Below are 14,462 nucleotides of genomic sequence, written 5' to 3' on the forward strand. Positions count from 1 at the left end.
CCCCCTATATAATTTGATAGTGAAAACATGTTTTCTCTCCTGTATGACAAGCAGGTCCCACTTGCTTTACGACAACAACAATTGAATCTTGATCACAATCTAAATAAAGAGATTGCACATATTGGACATTTCCTGATGTTTCTCCTTTATTCCATAACGATTGTCTTGAACGAGAATAAAAACATGTTCTTTTCGTTTCTAGCGTTTTTTCATATGCTTCTTCATTCATATAAGCTAGCATTAAAACTTCTTTTGTCCCTTCTTCAATTACAACTGCTGGTAATAATCCTTTTGAAAAGTTAGGTTTCATAACCGCACCTCAACATTTGCATTTCTTAATTTTCTCTTTACGTCCTGCACTGTCGCCTCACCATAATGAAAGATGGATGCCGCAAGTGCTGCATCAACTGTTGTCTTTTGAAAAACTTCTATAATGTGATCAACGTGACCACATCCGCCTGACGCGATGACTGGTACGGAAACGCTTTTTGAAATTTCTTCTGTTAAACGAAGATCATACCCGTTTTTCGTTCCATCTGCATCCATACTCGTTAACAAAATTTCGCCTGCCCCTAGCTCGGCAATGCGTTTTGCCCACCCGATTGCATCCATACCCGTATCAACTCTTCCGCCGTTCACATAAACATTCCACTTTTCTTCTGCTACTTTTCTAGCATCAATTGCTACGACAATACATTGTGAGCCAAAGTGTTTTGCCCCTTCTTCAATTAGCTCTGGATTTCGCACTGCCGCTGAGTTGATTGAAACTTTATCCGCTCCAGCTCTTAGTAAATTGTACATATCTTTAACACTTGAAATTCCCCCGCCAACTGTAAGAGGAATAAATACTTTCGAAGCTGTTTTTTCTACAACATCTATAATTGTTTTTCGTCCTTCATGCGTTGCCGTAATATCTAAAAATACAATCTCATCTGCTCCCGCCTCATTATATAAAGCGGCTATTTCAACAGGATCACCGACGTCTTGTAACCCTATAAAATTTACACCCTTTACGACTCGACCCTCTTTCACATCTAGACATGGAATAATGCGTTTCGCTAACATAACTTTGTTACCTCTAACACTTCTTCTAAATCAATCGTTTTCTCATAAAGAGCCTTACCAATTATGACGCCGTATATATTCATATCATTTAATTTTTTCACATCTTGAATAGATGCCACTCCTCCAGAAGCAATAAGACGAATGCTCACGCTTTTTTGTAGTAACTCCAATTGCTCTAAATTCGGTCCTGCAAGCGTCCCGTCTTTCGAAATGTCTGTAAACACAATCGTTTGAACACCTACATTCTCCATTTGCTTTGCTAAATCAATGTAAGAAATTTCAGACACATCAAGCCAGCCTCTCGTTGCTACGAAACCATTTTTCGCATCAATTCCAACAATGATTTTCTCTTTATATAGAAGAACTGCTTCTTCTAAAAATTCCTTATCATAAAGAGCAGCTGTTCCTAAAATCACTTTATCTACACCTACTGACAATAACTTCTCTACCGCTACAAGTGATCGAATTCCTCCTCCAACTTGCACAGGAATACGTACTGCCTTGCATATTCTTTCAATAACGAGCAAATTTACTGACTCGCCAGCAATTGCGCCATCTAAATCAACAATGTGCAACTTTTTCGCTCCCAATTTTTCGAATATAATCGCTTGCGCAACCGGATCTTCATTCATTACTGTTTCTTTACTAAACTCTCCTTGATAAAGTCTAACGCATCGCCCCTCTTTTAAATCGATAGCTGGGAAGATTTCCATGCCTCTACCACCCCTTTGAAATTTTTCAACATTTGCATTCCAATGTCACCGCTTTTTTCAGGATGAAACTGTGCGCCGTATATATTTCCTTTTGCTACAAAACCAGGTACTTTCACTCCATATTCACTTATCCCATACACAATTTCATTTGGACAATCTGCATAATAAGAGTGAACATAATATACGAAAGAACCGTCCTCTACTCCATTCCAAAGTGCTATTTCTCCCTCTTTCTTTAACTCATTCCATCCCATATGTGGAATTTTATAAGGAACCTTTAACTTTCGAATAACACCTGGCAATAAACTTAATCCGTTACAGTTTTGTAGTTCCTCACTTTTTTCAAATAAAAGCTGCATCCCTAGGCAAATGCCCAGAAGCGGTTTTCCTGAACACCCGACTTCTTTTAACACACGCACTAAATTTTTTTCTTCCATTACATCCATCGCTTTCGGAAATGCACCTACTCCTGGTAAGATCACTCCATCACTTCTAAAAATCTTTTCTTTATCACCCGTTACGATGTACTCTGCTCCAATATATTGTAATGCTTGTTCCACACTGCGAATATTTCCCATTCCATAATCTATAATAGCAATCAATTACAACATCCCTTTCGTGGAATTTACACCAGTAATGCTGGCATTTCTTTCGACTGCTTCTCTAAGCGCTCTACCAAACGCTTTAAATAACGCTTCAACTTTGTGATGTGTATTGCTTCCGTATAAAATGCGAGCGTGTAATGTAATATTGGCAGCATGAGCAACTGCTCTAAAAAATTCTTCTGTTAGTTCTGTATCAAAATCCCCTAGCTTCGGATTCGTTAATTCTCCTTGAAATACAATATATGAGCGCCCGCTAATATCAATTGCGACAAAACCTAAAGATTCATCCATCGGTACATATGCGGAGCCATAACGGTTAATCCCCTCTTTATTTTGCAATGCTTCTTTCAAACAATTTCCGAGTACAATTCCAACATCTTCAACTGTATGATGCGCATCAACGAATACATCGCCTTCCGCCTCCACTTGTAAACCGAATCTTCCATGCCTTGCAAATAAAGTTAGCATATGATCAAAAAATCCAACTCCCGTTTGTACAGAAACGTTCTTGCCTTCATCAAGCTGCAAACTTAATTTGATTTTTGTTTCTGTCGTCTCACGTATTTGACTGCACTCACGCATTATTCTTCCTCCTCAAATCTTATTTGAATTGCTCTCGCATGCGCATGTAATCCTTCTTTATTGGCAAGTTCTACAATATGATGTTGTACATCTCTTAACGCTTCCTCCGTATAAGACAGAAAGCTTGATTTTTTCACGAAATCATCGACTGATAACGGTGAGAAAAACCTTGCCGTTCCACTTGTCGGTAACACGTGATTCGGTCCTGCTAAATAATCACCGAGCGGTTCCGGTGCATATGGACCAAGAAAGATAGATCCTGCATGTTTCACATAAGCTAGAGCATTCATCGGTTCTTTTATATGTAACTCTAAATGTTCTGGAGCGATTTCATTCGATAATTGTAGCGCCTCATCTAAAGAAGGAACGATAAAGATAGCTCCATTTCTATTTATCGATTCACGTGCAATTTCGCTTCTTGGTAATGTTTCTAGCTGTCTTTCTATCTCTCTTTCTACTTCTTTTGCTAACTCTATATTCGTTGTAATACAAATTGCTGTTGCTCTCTCGTCATGTTCTGCTTGTGATAATAAATCAGCAGCGATATATTTTGCATTACCGGTTTCATCAGCAATAACTACAATTTCTGACGGTCCAGCAATCATATCGATATTTACTATTCCGTATACTTCTCGTTTCGCCAGAGCGACGTACAAATTTCCTGGTCCAACTATTTTATCCACTTTTGGAATCGATTCCGTCCCATATGCTAAAGCAGCAATTGCTTGCGCACCACCTATCGTATAAATTTCATCTACTCCTGCAAGGCTTGCAGCAACTAAAATATGTGGATCAATCCCCCCTTGCCTTGGTGGTGTTACCATTACAATCTTTTTCACACCAGCGAGTTTTGCTGGCAATACATTCATTAATACTGACGAAGGATACGAAGCAGTTCCGCCCGGCACATATACCCCTATATTTTCTAACGGCCGAATGATTTGCCCTCTAATAATGCCTTCACTCGTGCAATCGAACATGGATTGCCTTTTTTGCTTTTCGTGATAAGAAATAATGTTTTTCTTCGCCTCTTGTAACGCTTCTAAAAATGAATTCTCTACAAACATACCCGCTCGTTTTATTTCTTCCTCACTTACACGAAACTCTTTAATCTCCACACCATCAAACTTTTTGGTATAAAAAGATAGAGCCTCATCCGTACTCTTCCTTACCTTTCGAACGATTTCGCTTACACTTCTTTGAACAGTTTCTTCTATTATATTAGCGTTTTCTCGTAGCAATTTTATTTTCGATAACGCCTTTTGAAAATCTTCACAAACTATCTCCATTACAAGTCCCCCTATTTTCCTGACAAAATTTCTTGCTCCATCATATTTACAATACTGAATATTTCGTCTTTTTTAGTTTTTAATGCAGCCTTATTTACAATCATCCGAGCAGATATAGAATACATTTCCTCAAATACAATGAGCCCATTTTCTTGTAATGTTTTTCCTGTTTCCACAATATCAACAATTGCATCTGCCAATCCAAGAATAGGAGCGATTTCTACAGAACCTTCTATTTTAATAATTTCTACATCCTCCCCTTTATCATGAAAATAGTTAGAAGTAATATGTGGATATTTCGTCGCAATGCGTTTCTTTCGGTAGCTCTTCGGATTATACGTAGGAATAGAAGCAACACAAAACTTACACACGCCCACTCCTAAATCTAACATTTCATAAATATCTTTCTCGTTTTCCATTAAAATATCTTTTCCAACGACCCCAATATCAGCTACTCCATGTTCTACATAAGTAGCAACATCTACTGCTTTCACTAAAATAAATGAGATATCTGTATTTTTACTTTGAAAAACAAGCTTTCGTCCTTTATTTTTGAGCTCCGAACAATCAATTCCAATCTGCTCAAAGAGCGGAATCACATGTTTTTCTAATCTTCCCTTCGTTAACGCAATTTGAATGTTACGCATGAAGTTTCTCCTTCTTTCTGGACTACCCATTTCTCTTTCCATACATATTCCACTAATGATTCGTTCTTCGCCTCAACGACCGTTACTATTTGATTTTTTCTTGCAAATTGAAAGGTGTCATTTACATTAGAGAATAAGGATAGCTCTACTTTTTTCCCGTCCTTTTGAAGTAAATTTCGTAATCTTTCCGCTTCTGCTAATCTATTTAACTCATAATGAATAATAATATCTATTCCCTTTCGTTCATATGGTTCTTGTTGCTCTTGCAGCGCCTTCACAATTTGATTGACTTGCACCGCGAGTCCAACAGCCGGCAGCATCTCTCCAAAATTTCCAATTAACTCATCATACCTTCCGCCACTAACAATTTCTTCTCCTATTTCATATATATACCCTTTGAAAATAACTCCCGTATAGTAATCTAAATGTTGGATCATACCTAAATCAATTGATATGTAAGATCCATAGCCTAGTTTTTCAATTGCTTCATATATTTCTTTCACTCTTGCAATCGCCATTTTCATTTCATTACTTGAGGCGAGTTTTTCTGCTTCCTCAATCACTTCTAAGTTCCCAAATAGCCTTGGTAACTTCTCAAGTAATCTTACTGTTTCATCACATCGATCTAATTTCTTTTCTCTAATAAAATTTGATAGAGCCGCATAATTTTTACTTTCAATGTATGTCCTAAGTACTCTCTCTTCTTCCTCATGAATGGAGAGTTTTTTTACAATACATTTATATAATTGCACTTGCCCAATCTCTATTGTAAAAGATTGTACCTTCACCTTTTGAAGTGATTGAATGACGCTTATGACGCATTCAATTTCAGCTCTTACATTATCAATACCTATAATTTCAATACCACTTTGTACAATTTCATTATATTTTCCAGTAAGGGACTCATTCGCCCTAAATACATTCCCGCCATACGTCAGTTTAAGCGGCGTATCCCACCTCTGCGTTCCCATCACTCTCGCTAAAGGAATTGTCATATCTGGACGTAACACGATAATCCGTCCCTTTTCATCAAAAAATTTATACATCTTTTCTTCATCTATCGGTCTATTTTGAAAGGCAAAAACATCATAAAATTCAATTGTAGGTGTCCTTATTTCCTCATAACCTCGCCCTAAAAAAGTACGTCTTAATTTTTGCTCCACTTCTTCAATTAACGTACATTCTTCGAATAAATAGTCTCTCGTTCCATTTGGGTTTGCACGTTTCCATTTTGTCATCTAAATTCTCACACCTTTCCCTTTCTAATGTATGCTCATTTCATTCACCTAAACCGAAAATAAAAAGAGCCTTGTAGACAAAATACCTACAAGGCTCTTTAGTAGAGTGTAGGTACAACGGGAATAACCCTTGTACCTACACGTTTTCACGCTAGGTTCAAGGGCTTTATGTATGATGATGTAGTTGTGTAAGCACTTTAATAGATTGCATGATATTCATAATACTTACTCCCTTTCTCCTCTGATTTTTACATAGTATATAATACTTAATTCTGAATGTAAATACTTTTTGAACATTCCGTTATTTATTACTGTAAAGCTACTCTCCTTTCATACTCTACAATTTCTTGTTCATATTGCATCGTAATACTAATTTCGTCTAGACCATTTAATAATTTCTCTTTCCACATTTTCTCGATTGTAAAATGAAACCTGTGCGTACTTGTTTTAATTACCTCATTCTCTAAATCTACTTCTATTTGTTCTCTCGCATCCGTTATGGCAAGTTGTTCTCGCATTTCTTTATCCATTTCAATTGGTAACATACCATTTTTCATACAATTCATATAAAAAATATCTGCAAACCCGCCAGCGATAATAACGCGAAAACCATAATCAGCAAGCGCCCACGGAGCATGTTCTCTTGAAGAACCACAACCAAAATTATCACCTGTAATTAATATACTTGCTCCTTTTCTATTTTGTGCATTAAGCGGAAAATTAGGGTTTTCATGGCGGTTATTATCATAACGCCATTCATCGAATAAATATTTTCCAAATCCCGTCCTTTCAATTCTCTTTAAGTATTGCTTCGGAATAATTTGATCTGTATCAATGTTATTATTCATCAGTACTGCAGCAGTACCTTTATGAATACGAAATGGCTCCATCATAACTCTCCTTTCTAGTATCAACAAAATGACCGTATAACGCAGCTGCTGCCGCCATTGCCGGGCTAACTAAATGTGTTCGTGCCCCTTTTCCTTGTCTTCCTTCAAAATTACGATTTGAAGTCGAAGCACAATGTTCTCCTTCAGGTACTTGATCTGGATTCATTCCAAGACACATTGAACATCCAGGTTCTCTCCATTCAAATCCAGCTTCTTCAAATATGTGATGTAGCCCTTTTTGCATCGCAGCTTCTCTTACTCTTTTCGATCCAGGCACAACGAGCGCTCGCACACCTTCTTTTACCTTTCTCCCTTTCACAACAGATGCAGCAATTTCTAAATCAGAAAGCCTGGAATTTGTACAAGATCCAATGAAAACATGCTGAACAGGAATGTCATACGTGCTTTGTCCAGGGCTTAATCCCATATAAGAAAATGCTCTTTCGTCATTTGTATCCTGCTTTTCTGGCAATTTTTCATCAATACGAACACCCATACTCGGGTTTGTTCCCCATGTAACGTACGGTGCTAAATCCGTCACATCTATCGAAATATGCAAATCATAAATTGCATCTGAATCTGTATAAAGTTCAGACCATTTCTTCTCGAATGTTTCAAATTCTTTCGGTGCATATTTACGTCCTTTTACATAAGCAAATGTTTTTTCATCTGGTGCTATAATACCAGCCTTTGCTCCTCCCTCAATTGCCATATTACAAAGCGTCATTCTCTCTTCCATCTCCATAGCCTCAATCGTATCTCCGTAAAATTCCATTACATATCCAGTTCCAACTGCTACACCGTACTTTGAAAGGAAATGCAAAATAATATCTTTTGCGTAAACACCTTTCTGTAATTTTCCTTTTAACTCAATCCCCATCGCTTTCGGCTTTCGTTGCCATAACGTTTGCGTTGCCAATACATGCTCCACTTCACTCGTACCAATGCCAAATGCTAGTGCGCCAAACGCACCATGCGTTGCTGTATGACTATCACCACAAACAATTGTTTTTCCTGGTTGTGTAAGTCCAAGTTCTGGTCCGATAACATGAACAATCCCTTGCTCTTCATCCCCGATATCCGCTAACGGCACCTGAAATTGTTTACAATTTTCCCGGAGTGTATCTAGTTGCTGCTTCGCAATGCGATCGGTAATATTCCAAACATCTTTCGTTGGAATATTATGATCCATCGTTGCGAATGTTAAATCCGATCTGCGAACCGTTCGATTTGTAAGCCGCAAGCCTTCAAAGGCTTGCGGTGACGTTACTTCATGAACAAGATGAAGATCGATATATAATAAATCTAATCCATTTTCGTTTGTCGTAACTACGTGTCTTTCCCAAAGTTTATCTAGCAGCCTTTTTCCCATTATCTCCCTCTCCCTACTAACGCTTGCTCTTCCATCTCTTGTATAACTGCCTTCGTAAATGAAGTTGTCGTCTCATCTCCTCCGATATCTGCTGTACATTTTCCTAATTTAAGAACTGCAGATATCGCAGATTCAATTGCATTCCCTTCTCTCGTTAACTCAAATGATTGCCCAAGCATCATTGCAACAGAGCGCATCATTGCAATTGGATTCGCCTTATTTTTCCCGGCAATATCCGGTGCTGATCCGTGAATAGGCTCGTATAATGAAGGCCCCTTTTCCGCGTGACTTGCTGATGGAAGCATTCCTAATGATCCCGCTAATACTGAAGCCTCGTCACTCAAAATATCCCCAAATAAATTTTCCGTTACAATTACATCAAACCGTCCTGGATTCCGAATTAACTCCATCGCAGCTGCATCTACTAAAATATGTTCTAGTTCAACGTCTGGATAACGAAGTGCTACTTCTTCCGTAACAGTTCTCCATAGTTTACTAGATTCTAAAACATTCGCCTTATCAATAGATGTTACTTTTTTCTTCCGCTTACTCGCTAATTGAAAGGCATAAGAAACGATCCGTTCAATTTCATGACGATGATACGTAAGTGTATCTGTTGCTACTTCGTCCGTTCGTTCTTTCGGATAAGAAAAATAAATTCCGCCTGTTAATTCACGAACAACAACGAAATCAATTTCATCAGCGTTTTTTAATGGCGATAAATGTGCCGTTGCGCTTTCTACCGTTACAGGGCGAACGTTCGCAAATACTCCAAGTCCTTTTCTTAGAGCTAATAATCCTTTCTCCGGTCTTTCTTTCGCGCTATCCCACCTTGGTCCACCAACCGCTCCAAGTAAAACCGCATCACTTGCTAAACAAGCGGCAAGCGTTCGTTGTGGTAATGGTTGCCCATTTAAATCGATAGCACTCCCGCCAAAGTACTCATCTTGTAAGTGAAAATGATGTCCATATAACCTTTCTACCATATGCAATACTTCTTTCGCACTTTCCATAATTTCTGGGCCAACACCATCACCAGCTAAACAAACGATACGTTTTTCCAATTTCAACACTCCTTTTTAACTGAATTTTCAGAACTTTAATTTGATAGGTAAGGAAACTTCTCCCTCACCCATCAAACACTTATTTCACAAGCGCTATCAGAGATTTTAATTTCCCTGCTGCATGGACATATGCTCTTGCCGACGCTTCCAATACATCTTGCGCAACACCAAAACCTGATACTTGATGCGTTCCTTCTTTTAATTCAACATGAACATGAGCCAGTGCGTCTTGACCTTGTGTAATAGATTGTATGCGATAATCCGCCAATTCACATTCTAATCCTAAAATTCTTTGGATTGCATTATAGATCGCCTCAATACTACCAGAACCAGTGGCTGCATCTTCGTATGCATTTCCTTCTTCGTCTTTTAGTACAACTGTCGCGCATTGTGTACTATTTGATACGAAATGAACTTGTAGTTGCGTAATGTTATATTGCTGAGCTGCAAATGCTGCTTCACCAAGCATAAGTGCACGTAAATCTTCCTCAGTAATTTCCTTCTTACGATCAGCTAATTTTTTGAACGCTTCAAACACCGCATCTCGTTCTTCCTTTGTAAATTCATAGCCAAGCTCTTTCATTTTTTCTGTAAACGCGTGACGTCCAGAATGTTTTCCAAGTACGAATAGATTTTGAGATTCGCCTATTAGCGCTGGTTCAATAATTTCATATGTTGTCACTTCTTTTAAAACACCATCTTGATGAATTCCGGATTCATGAGCAAAAGCATTCGCTCCAACAATCGCTTTATTTTTCGGTACAACCATACCTGTTAATCTGCTTACTAATGTACTCGTCGCTTTAATTTCTTTTAGCGTCATAGAAGACTCCGCCTTATAGAAATCTTTTCTAATATGAAGAGCAACTGCGACCTCTTCTAGCGCCGCATTACCTGCTCTTTCTCCAATTCCATTAATTGTTCCTTCTACTTGCAACGCTCCGCCTTCAACCGCAGCTAATGAATTTGCTACTGCCATCCCAAGATCATCGTGACAATGACAAGAGAAAATTGCTTTTTCATATGAAGGAACGGATTCTTGTAAGTATTTAAAAAGAGAATAATATTCTTCTGGATTCGTATATCCAACTGTATCTGGAATATTAATTACATTCGCTCCTGCACGAATCGCAACTTCAACTGCTTCAGCTAAAAAATCTCTTGCTGTTCTTGTCGCATCCTCTGCAGAAAATTGTACTGTCGGAAATAATGATTTCCCGAGTGTAACCGAGCGGTGAATACTATCTAATACATCTTCTTTTGACATACAAAGTTTATATTTCATATGAATATCACTTGTAGCTAAAAATACGTGTAAACGAGGAGATACAGCACCTTTCACCGCTTCATATGCTCTTCGAATATCACTTTCTTTCGCTCTAGCTAAACTCATAACTGTAGCATTTTGAATGGTATTTGCGATGCGTTTTACCGATTGAAAATCCCCTTCGGAAGCTGCTGCAAAACCAGCTTCCATGACATTAATACCTAGTCTCTCTAATTGCCTTGCAATTTGCAATTTCTCTTGTTCATTTAAATTTACTCCTGGTGATTGTTCGCCATCACGTAGCGTCGTATCCATGAACAAAATCTGCTTCATATTATTTGACCCCTGCCTTTACTCGCGGCTGTACAAACGGCATCATTTCACGTAATTTACGTCCAACTACTTCAATTTCATGTTCATTCTCTTTCTCATTTGTCGCATGGAAATTTGGTTTTCCTGCTTTATGCTCTGCAATCCAGCCTCTTGCAAATGTACCATCTTGAATTTCTGCTAGCACTGCACCCATCGCTTTCTTCGTATCTTCCGTTACAACGCGTGGTCCTGATACGAAGTCGCCCCACTGCGCTGTATCTGAAACTGAATATCTCATATTTTCAAGTCCGCCTTCATACATAAGGTCAACGATTAGTTTTAGTTCATGTAAACATTCAAAATATGCAAGTTCCGGTTGATAACCAGCATCAACTAACGTTTCAAATCCAGCTTTTACTAGCGCAGTTACTCCGCCGCAAAGCACAGCTTGCTCTCCAAATAAATCTGTTTCTGTTTCTTCTTTAAATGTCGTTTCTAATACACCAGCTCTCGTCGCTCCAATCCCATCAGCATAAGAAAGTGCCTTTTCAGTCGCAACTCCTGTTGCATCTTGGTATACTGCAAATAATGCAGGAACAGCTCCGCCTTCAGCAAATGTACGGCGCACAAGATGACCTGGCCCTTTTGGCGCTACTAGAAATACATCTACATTAGCTGGTGGTTTCACTTGATCAAAGTGAACATTAAATCCGTGTGCAAAAACGAGAGAATTTCCTGCCTTTAAATTTGGCGCAATTTCCGCTTCATATACTTCTGGCTGGAGTTCATCTGGTAGTAGAATCATTACTACATCAGCTTTTTCCGCTGCTTCTGCTACTGTATATACAGAAAACCCATCTTCTTTCGCTTTATCCCAAGACTTCCCTTTTCTTAAACCTACTACTACATCAAATCCGTTATCACGTAAGTTTTGCGCATGCGCGTGACCTTGCGAACCATATCCAATGATTGCTACTTTCTTTTCTTTTAATACATTTACCGTTACATCTTTCTCATAATAAACTTTTGTCATTTTCATTTCCCCCTATATTTAAATGATTATTGAATTAACATAACTTGCTTATCTTGTTTTTTCATACTACGCGTAAATGCTGTTACACCTGTTCTAGCAATTTCTTTCAAACCATACGGACGAAGTAATTCAATTAATGCTTCTACTTTCTCCTGCGTACCAGTTACTTGCACAACTATGGAATCCTTCCCAACATCTATTACAGCGGCTCGAAACGGTTCAATTAAACTATATAATTCTGCTCTTGCTACTGATGTTGCTACTTTAATAAGTGCAAGTTCTCTTGCGATCATCGCTTCTTCTGTAATATCTGATACTTTCAGAACATCAATTTGCTTATGAAGTTGTTTAATTAACTGCTCCACTTGCTGTTCATTTTCAACGTGTACAACAATCGTCATCCGCGATATGTCCGATGATTCCGTATGACCTACTGAAATACTTTCAATATTAAAATGTCTTCGTGTCATAACACCCGTAATTCGGTTTAACACACCACTTTGATTTCGAACTGTCGCTGTAACAATTCTCTTCACCTTTTTTCCACTCCCTCCATTTGGTGAACACCTTTCCCTGGCGCAACCATCGGCATTACCTTTTCTGATTGAAGTACACGGCAATCAATTACGACTGGTCCTTGTAATTCAATCGCCTGCTGTATTTGCTTCTTTGCAAGAAGTGGATCCTCTATGCGAACTCCTTTTATGCCATACGCATTCGCAAGAGCGACGAAATCTGGTTGACACGACAATAAAGAGTGCGAGTATCTTTGATTATAAAATTCATCTTGCCATTGTCTTACCATTCCTAAAGCTTCATTATTTAAGATAAATACTTTAACAGGCAACGAGTGTTCTTTTAACACACTTAATTCTTGCAAGGTCATTTGAAATCCGGCGTCACCGACAATTGCAATAACTAGTTCCTCAGGCTTTGCAATTTGCGCACCAATTGCTGCTGGAAACCCAAATCCCATCGTTCCTAATCCTCCTGAAGTTACCCATTTATCTGGATTTTTGAGCGGATAATATTGTGCCGCCCACATTTGATGTTGCCCAACATCTGTTGTTACAATCGCTTCTCCTTTCGTAATTTCATATAACATATCAATTGCGTATTGAGGCTTAATACTTTCCGAATTTCGTTTATAAGAGAATGGATACTTTTCTTTTCTACTCTTTAGTAAAGAGATCCATTCATGATGATTTTCTTTCTTTCCTTCTGGTTGAAGTAATACTTCCAAAGCTCGCTTAGCACTTGCAACAATAGGAATTTCAGTCGGCACATTTTTTCCGATTTCGGCTGGATCAATATCGATATGCGCAACAGTCGCCTTTTTAGCAAAATAAGCTAAATTCCCAGTAAGACGATCGTCGAATCTTGCACCTATATTAATAAGTAAGTCGCATTCATATAACGCCATATTGGCTGTGTAAGAACCGTGCATTCCTCCCATCCCTAGAAAAAGTTCATCATCTGGCGGAAACCCACCAAGACCAAGTAATGTATGCACAACAGGAATTTCATATTTACGAGCAAAACTTGTTAACTCTTTCGAAGCCTTCGCATGCAATACACCTGCTCCAGCTAAAATTAACGGCTTGTTTGCAGCCCTAATTGCTTGTAATAATTTGTTTATTTGGAGTAAATTTGGTTCATAATTAGGGTTGTATCCTGGTAAATCCATTTGTACGTCATTACAGCGTTCTCCTTGCTCTACTACCATATCTTTCGGAAGGTCAATAACGACTGGGCCTGGTCTTCCTGTTCTAGCAATATGAAATGCTTCTTTAATAATTCGAGGTAAATCTGAAGCCTTTCGCACTTGATAGTTATGTTTTGTCACCGGCATCGTAAGCCCCATAATATCCGCTTCTTGGAAAGCATCACTTCCAATTAACGTCGTTGCTACTTGCCCTGTAAATACAACAAGTGGTAATGAATCAATCATCGCATCTGCTAGACCGGTAATAACATTTGTAGCACCTGGCCCACTCGTTGCAATGACAACCCCTGGATTGCCAGTAATTCTGGCATACCCTTCCGCGGCGTGAATAGCTCCTTGCTCATGCCTTGTTAAAATATGCGGAATTTCACAGTCATAGAGTGCATCATAAAGAGGTAAAACAGCACCACCAGGATAACCGAAAATCACTTCTACTCCTTCCTTTTCTAACGCTTCTAACAATAGCTGTGCACCAGTTGCCAGTTTCTCTTCCGTTTTTGAAGACATTGTTCTTATAAGCCCCCTTTTTGAAAATTTTTATCAATAAAAAAAATCCTACGTCCACACTCCAGCTATGTGCTGAAGGGACGAAAGATTTCGCGGTACCACCCTTCTTCGCAAGAATACTCTTGCCTCAGTGACCCATAAATGAGTCTAGC

At 38.6% G+C, this 14,462-nt stretch carries 15 protein-coding genes and 1 other annotated feature (1 of these 16 running past the window's edge); all 15 genes read right to left on the reverse strand.

The annotated features are described in order from the left end of the window. Positions 1–4 precede the first annotated feature (4 nt). Positions 5–310 carry a phosphoribosyl-AMP cyclohydrolase gene (hisI, locus tag AC1DMU_RS08960; RefSeq protein ID WP_087985503.1) on the reverse strand — a complete coding sequence of 102 codons (306 nt, stop codon included), beginning with the start codon at positions 308–310 and terminating at the stop codon, positions 5–7. Then, the gene (hisF, locus tag AC1DMU_RS08965) at positions 307–1,065 is read right to left on the reverse strand and encodes an imidazoleglycerol phosphate synthase cyclase subunit (protein ID WP_088062652.1); all 759 of its coding nucleotides are present in this window, start codon (positions 1,063–1,065) and stop codon (positions 307–309) included. The genes hisI and hisF overlap by 4 nt, the downstream gene beginning before the upstream one ends. Next, entirely contained in the window at positions 1,059–1,778 is a 720-nt protein-coding gene (gene hisA, locus AC1DMU_RS08970; protein WP_000402304.1) for a 1-(5-phosphoribosyl)-5-[(5-phosphoribosylamino)methylideneamino]imidazole-4-carboxamide isomerase, read from the reverse strand. The genes hisF and hisA overlap by 7 nt, the downstream gene beginning before the upstream one ends. Further along, on the reverse strand, positions 1,751–2,380 hold the full coding sequence (gene hisH, locus AC1DMU_RS08975) for an imidazole glycerol phosphate synthase subunit HisH (protein WP_088062650.1): 630 nt from the start codon (positions 2,378–2,380) through the stop codon (positions 1,751–1,753). Before hisH ends, hisA begins: the two co-directional genes overlap by 28 nt. Further along, the gene (gene hisB / locus AC1DMU_RS08980) at positions 2,381–2,965 is read right to left on the reverse strand and encodes an imidazoleglycerol-phosphate dehydratase HisB (protein ID WP_001206365.1); all 585 of its coding nucleotides are present in this window, start codon (positions 2,963–2,965) and stop codon (positions 2,381–2,383) included. It abuts the gene before it with no gap. Further along, positions 2,965–4,254 (reverse strand): histidinol dehydrogenase, encoded by a 1,290-nt coding sequence (gene hisD / locus AC1DMU_RS08985; protein WP_088062648.1) that lies wholly within the window; start codon positions 4,252–4,254, stop codon positions 2,965–2,967. Before hisD ends, hisB begins: the two co-directional genes overlap by 1 nt. An 11-nt stretch (positions 4,255–4,265) precedes the next feature. After that, positions 4,266–4,901 carry an ATP phosphoribosyltransferase gene (gene hisG / locus AC1DMU_RS08990; RefSeq protein ID WP_088062646.1) on the reverse strand — a complete coding sequence of 212 codons (636 nt, stop codon included), beginning with the start codon at positions 4,899–4,901 and terminating at the stop codon, positions 4,266–4,268. After that, a complete protein-coding gene (gene hisZ, locus AC1DMU_RS08995; RefSeq protein WP_088062633.1) occupies positions 4,877–6,139 on the reverse strand; it encodes an ATP phosphoribosyltransferase regulatory subunit in 1,263 nt (420 codons plus the stop codon). The genes hisG and hisZ overlap by 25 nt, the downstream gene beginning before the upstream one ends. Positions 6,140–6,447: 308 nt before the next feature. After that, entirely contained in the window at positions 6,448–7,029 is a 582-nt protein-coding gene (gene leuD, locus AC1DMU_RS09000; RefSeq protein ID WP_088062631.1) for a 3-isopropylmalate dehydratase small subunit, read from the reverse strand. After that, positions 7,007–8,401, reverse strand: a complete 1,395-nt coding sequence (leuC, locus tag AC1DMU_RS09005) for a 3-isopropylmalate dehydratase large subunit (RefSeq protein ID WP_088062629.1) — start codon at positions 8,399–8,401, stop codon at positions 7,007–7,009. Before leuC ends, leuD begins: the two co-directional genes overlap by 23 nt. Continuing rightward, entirely contained in the window at positions 8,401–9,465 is a 1,065-nt protein-coding gene (gene leuB, locus AC1DMU_RS09010; protein WP_048544933.1) for a 3-isopropylmalate dehydrogenase, read from the reverse strand. The genes leuC and leuB overlap by 1 nt, the downstream gene beginning before the upstream one ends. A gap of 79 nt (positions 9,466–9,544) precedes the next feature. After that, positions 9,545–11,065, reverse strand: a complete 1,521-nt coding sequence (gene leuA / locus AC1DMU_RS09015) for a 2-isopropylmalate synthase (protein WP_076536199.1) — start codon at positions 11,063–11,065, stop codon at positions 9,545–9,547. Between the two features lies 1 nt (position 11,066). Continuing rightward, a complete protein-coding gene (gene ilvC, locus AC1DMU_RS09020; RefSeq protein WP_095205719.1) occupies positions 11,067–12,083 on the reverse strand; it encodes a ketol-acid reductoisomerase in 1,017 nt (338 codons plus the stop codon). Between the two features lie 20 nt (positions 12,084–12,103). Continuing rightward, positions 12,104–12,613, reverse strand: coding sequence for an acetolactate synthase small subunit (ilvN, locus tag AC1DMU_RS09025; protein WP_000822948.1), 510 nt, complete (start codon positions 12,611–12,613; stop codon positions 12,104–12,106). Next, on the reverse strand, positions 12,610–14,310 hold the full coding sequence (gene ilvB / locus AC1DMU_RS09030) for an acetolactate synthase large subunit (protein WP_088062627.1): 1,701 nt from the start codon (positions 14,308–14,310) through the stop codon (positions 12,610–12,612). Before ilvB ends, ilvN begins: the two co-directional genes overlap by 4 nt. Positions 14,311–14,383: 73 nt before the next feature. Then, positions 14,384–14,462: a binding site (T-box leader), on the reverse strand; it runs 149 nt beyond the window's last position.

The sequence above is a fragment of the Bacillus sp. 01N45 genome, from assembly GCF_056399205.1.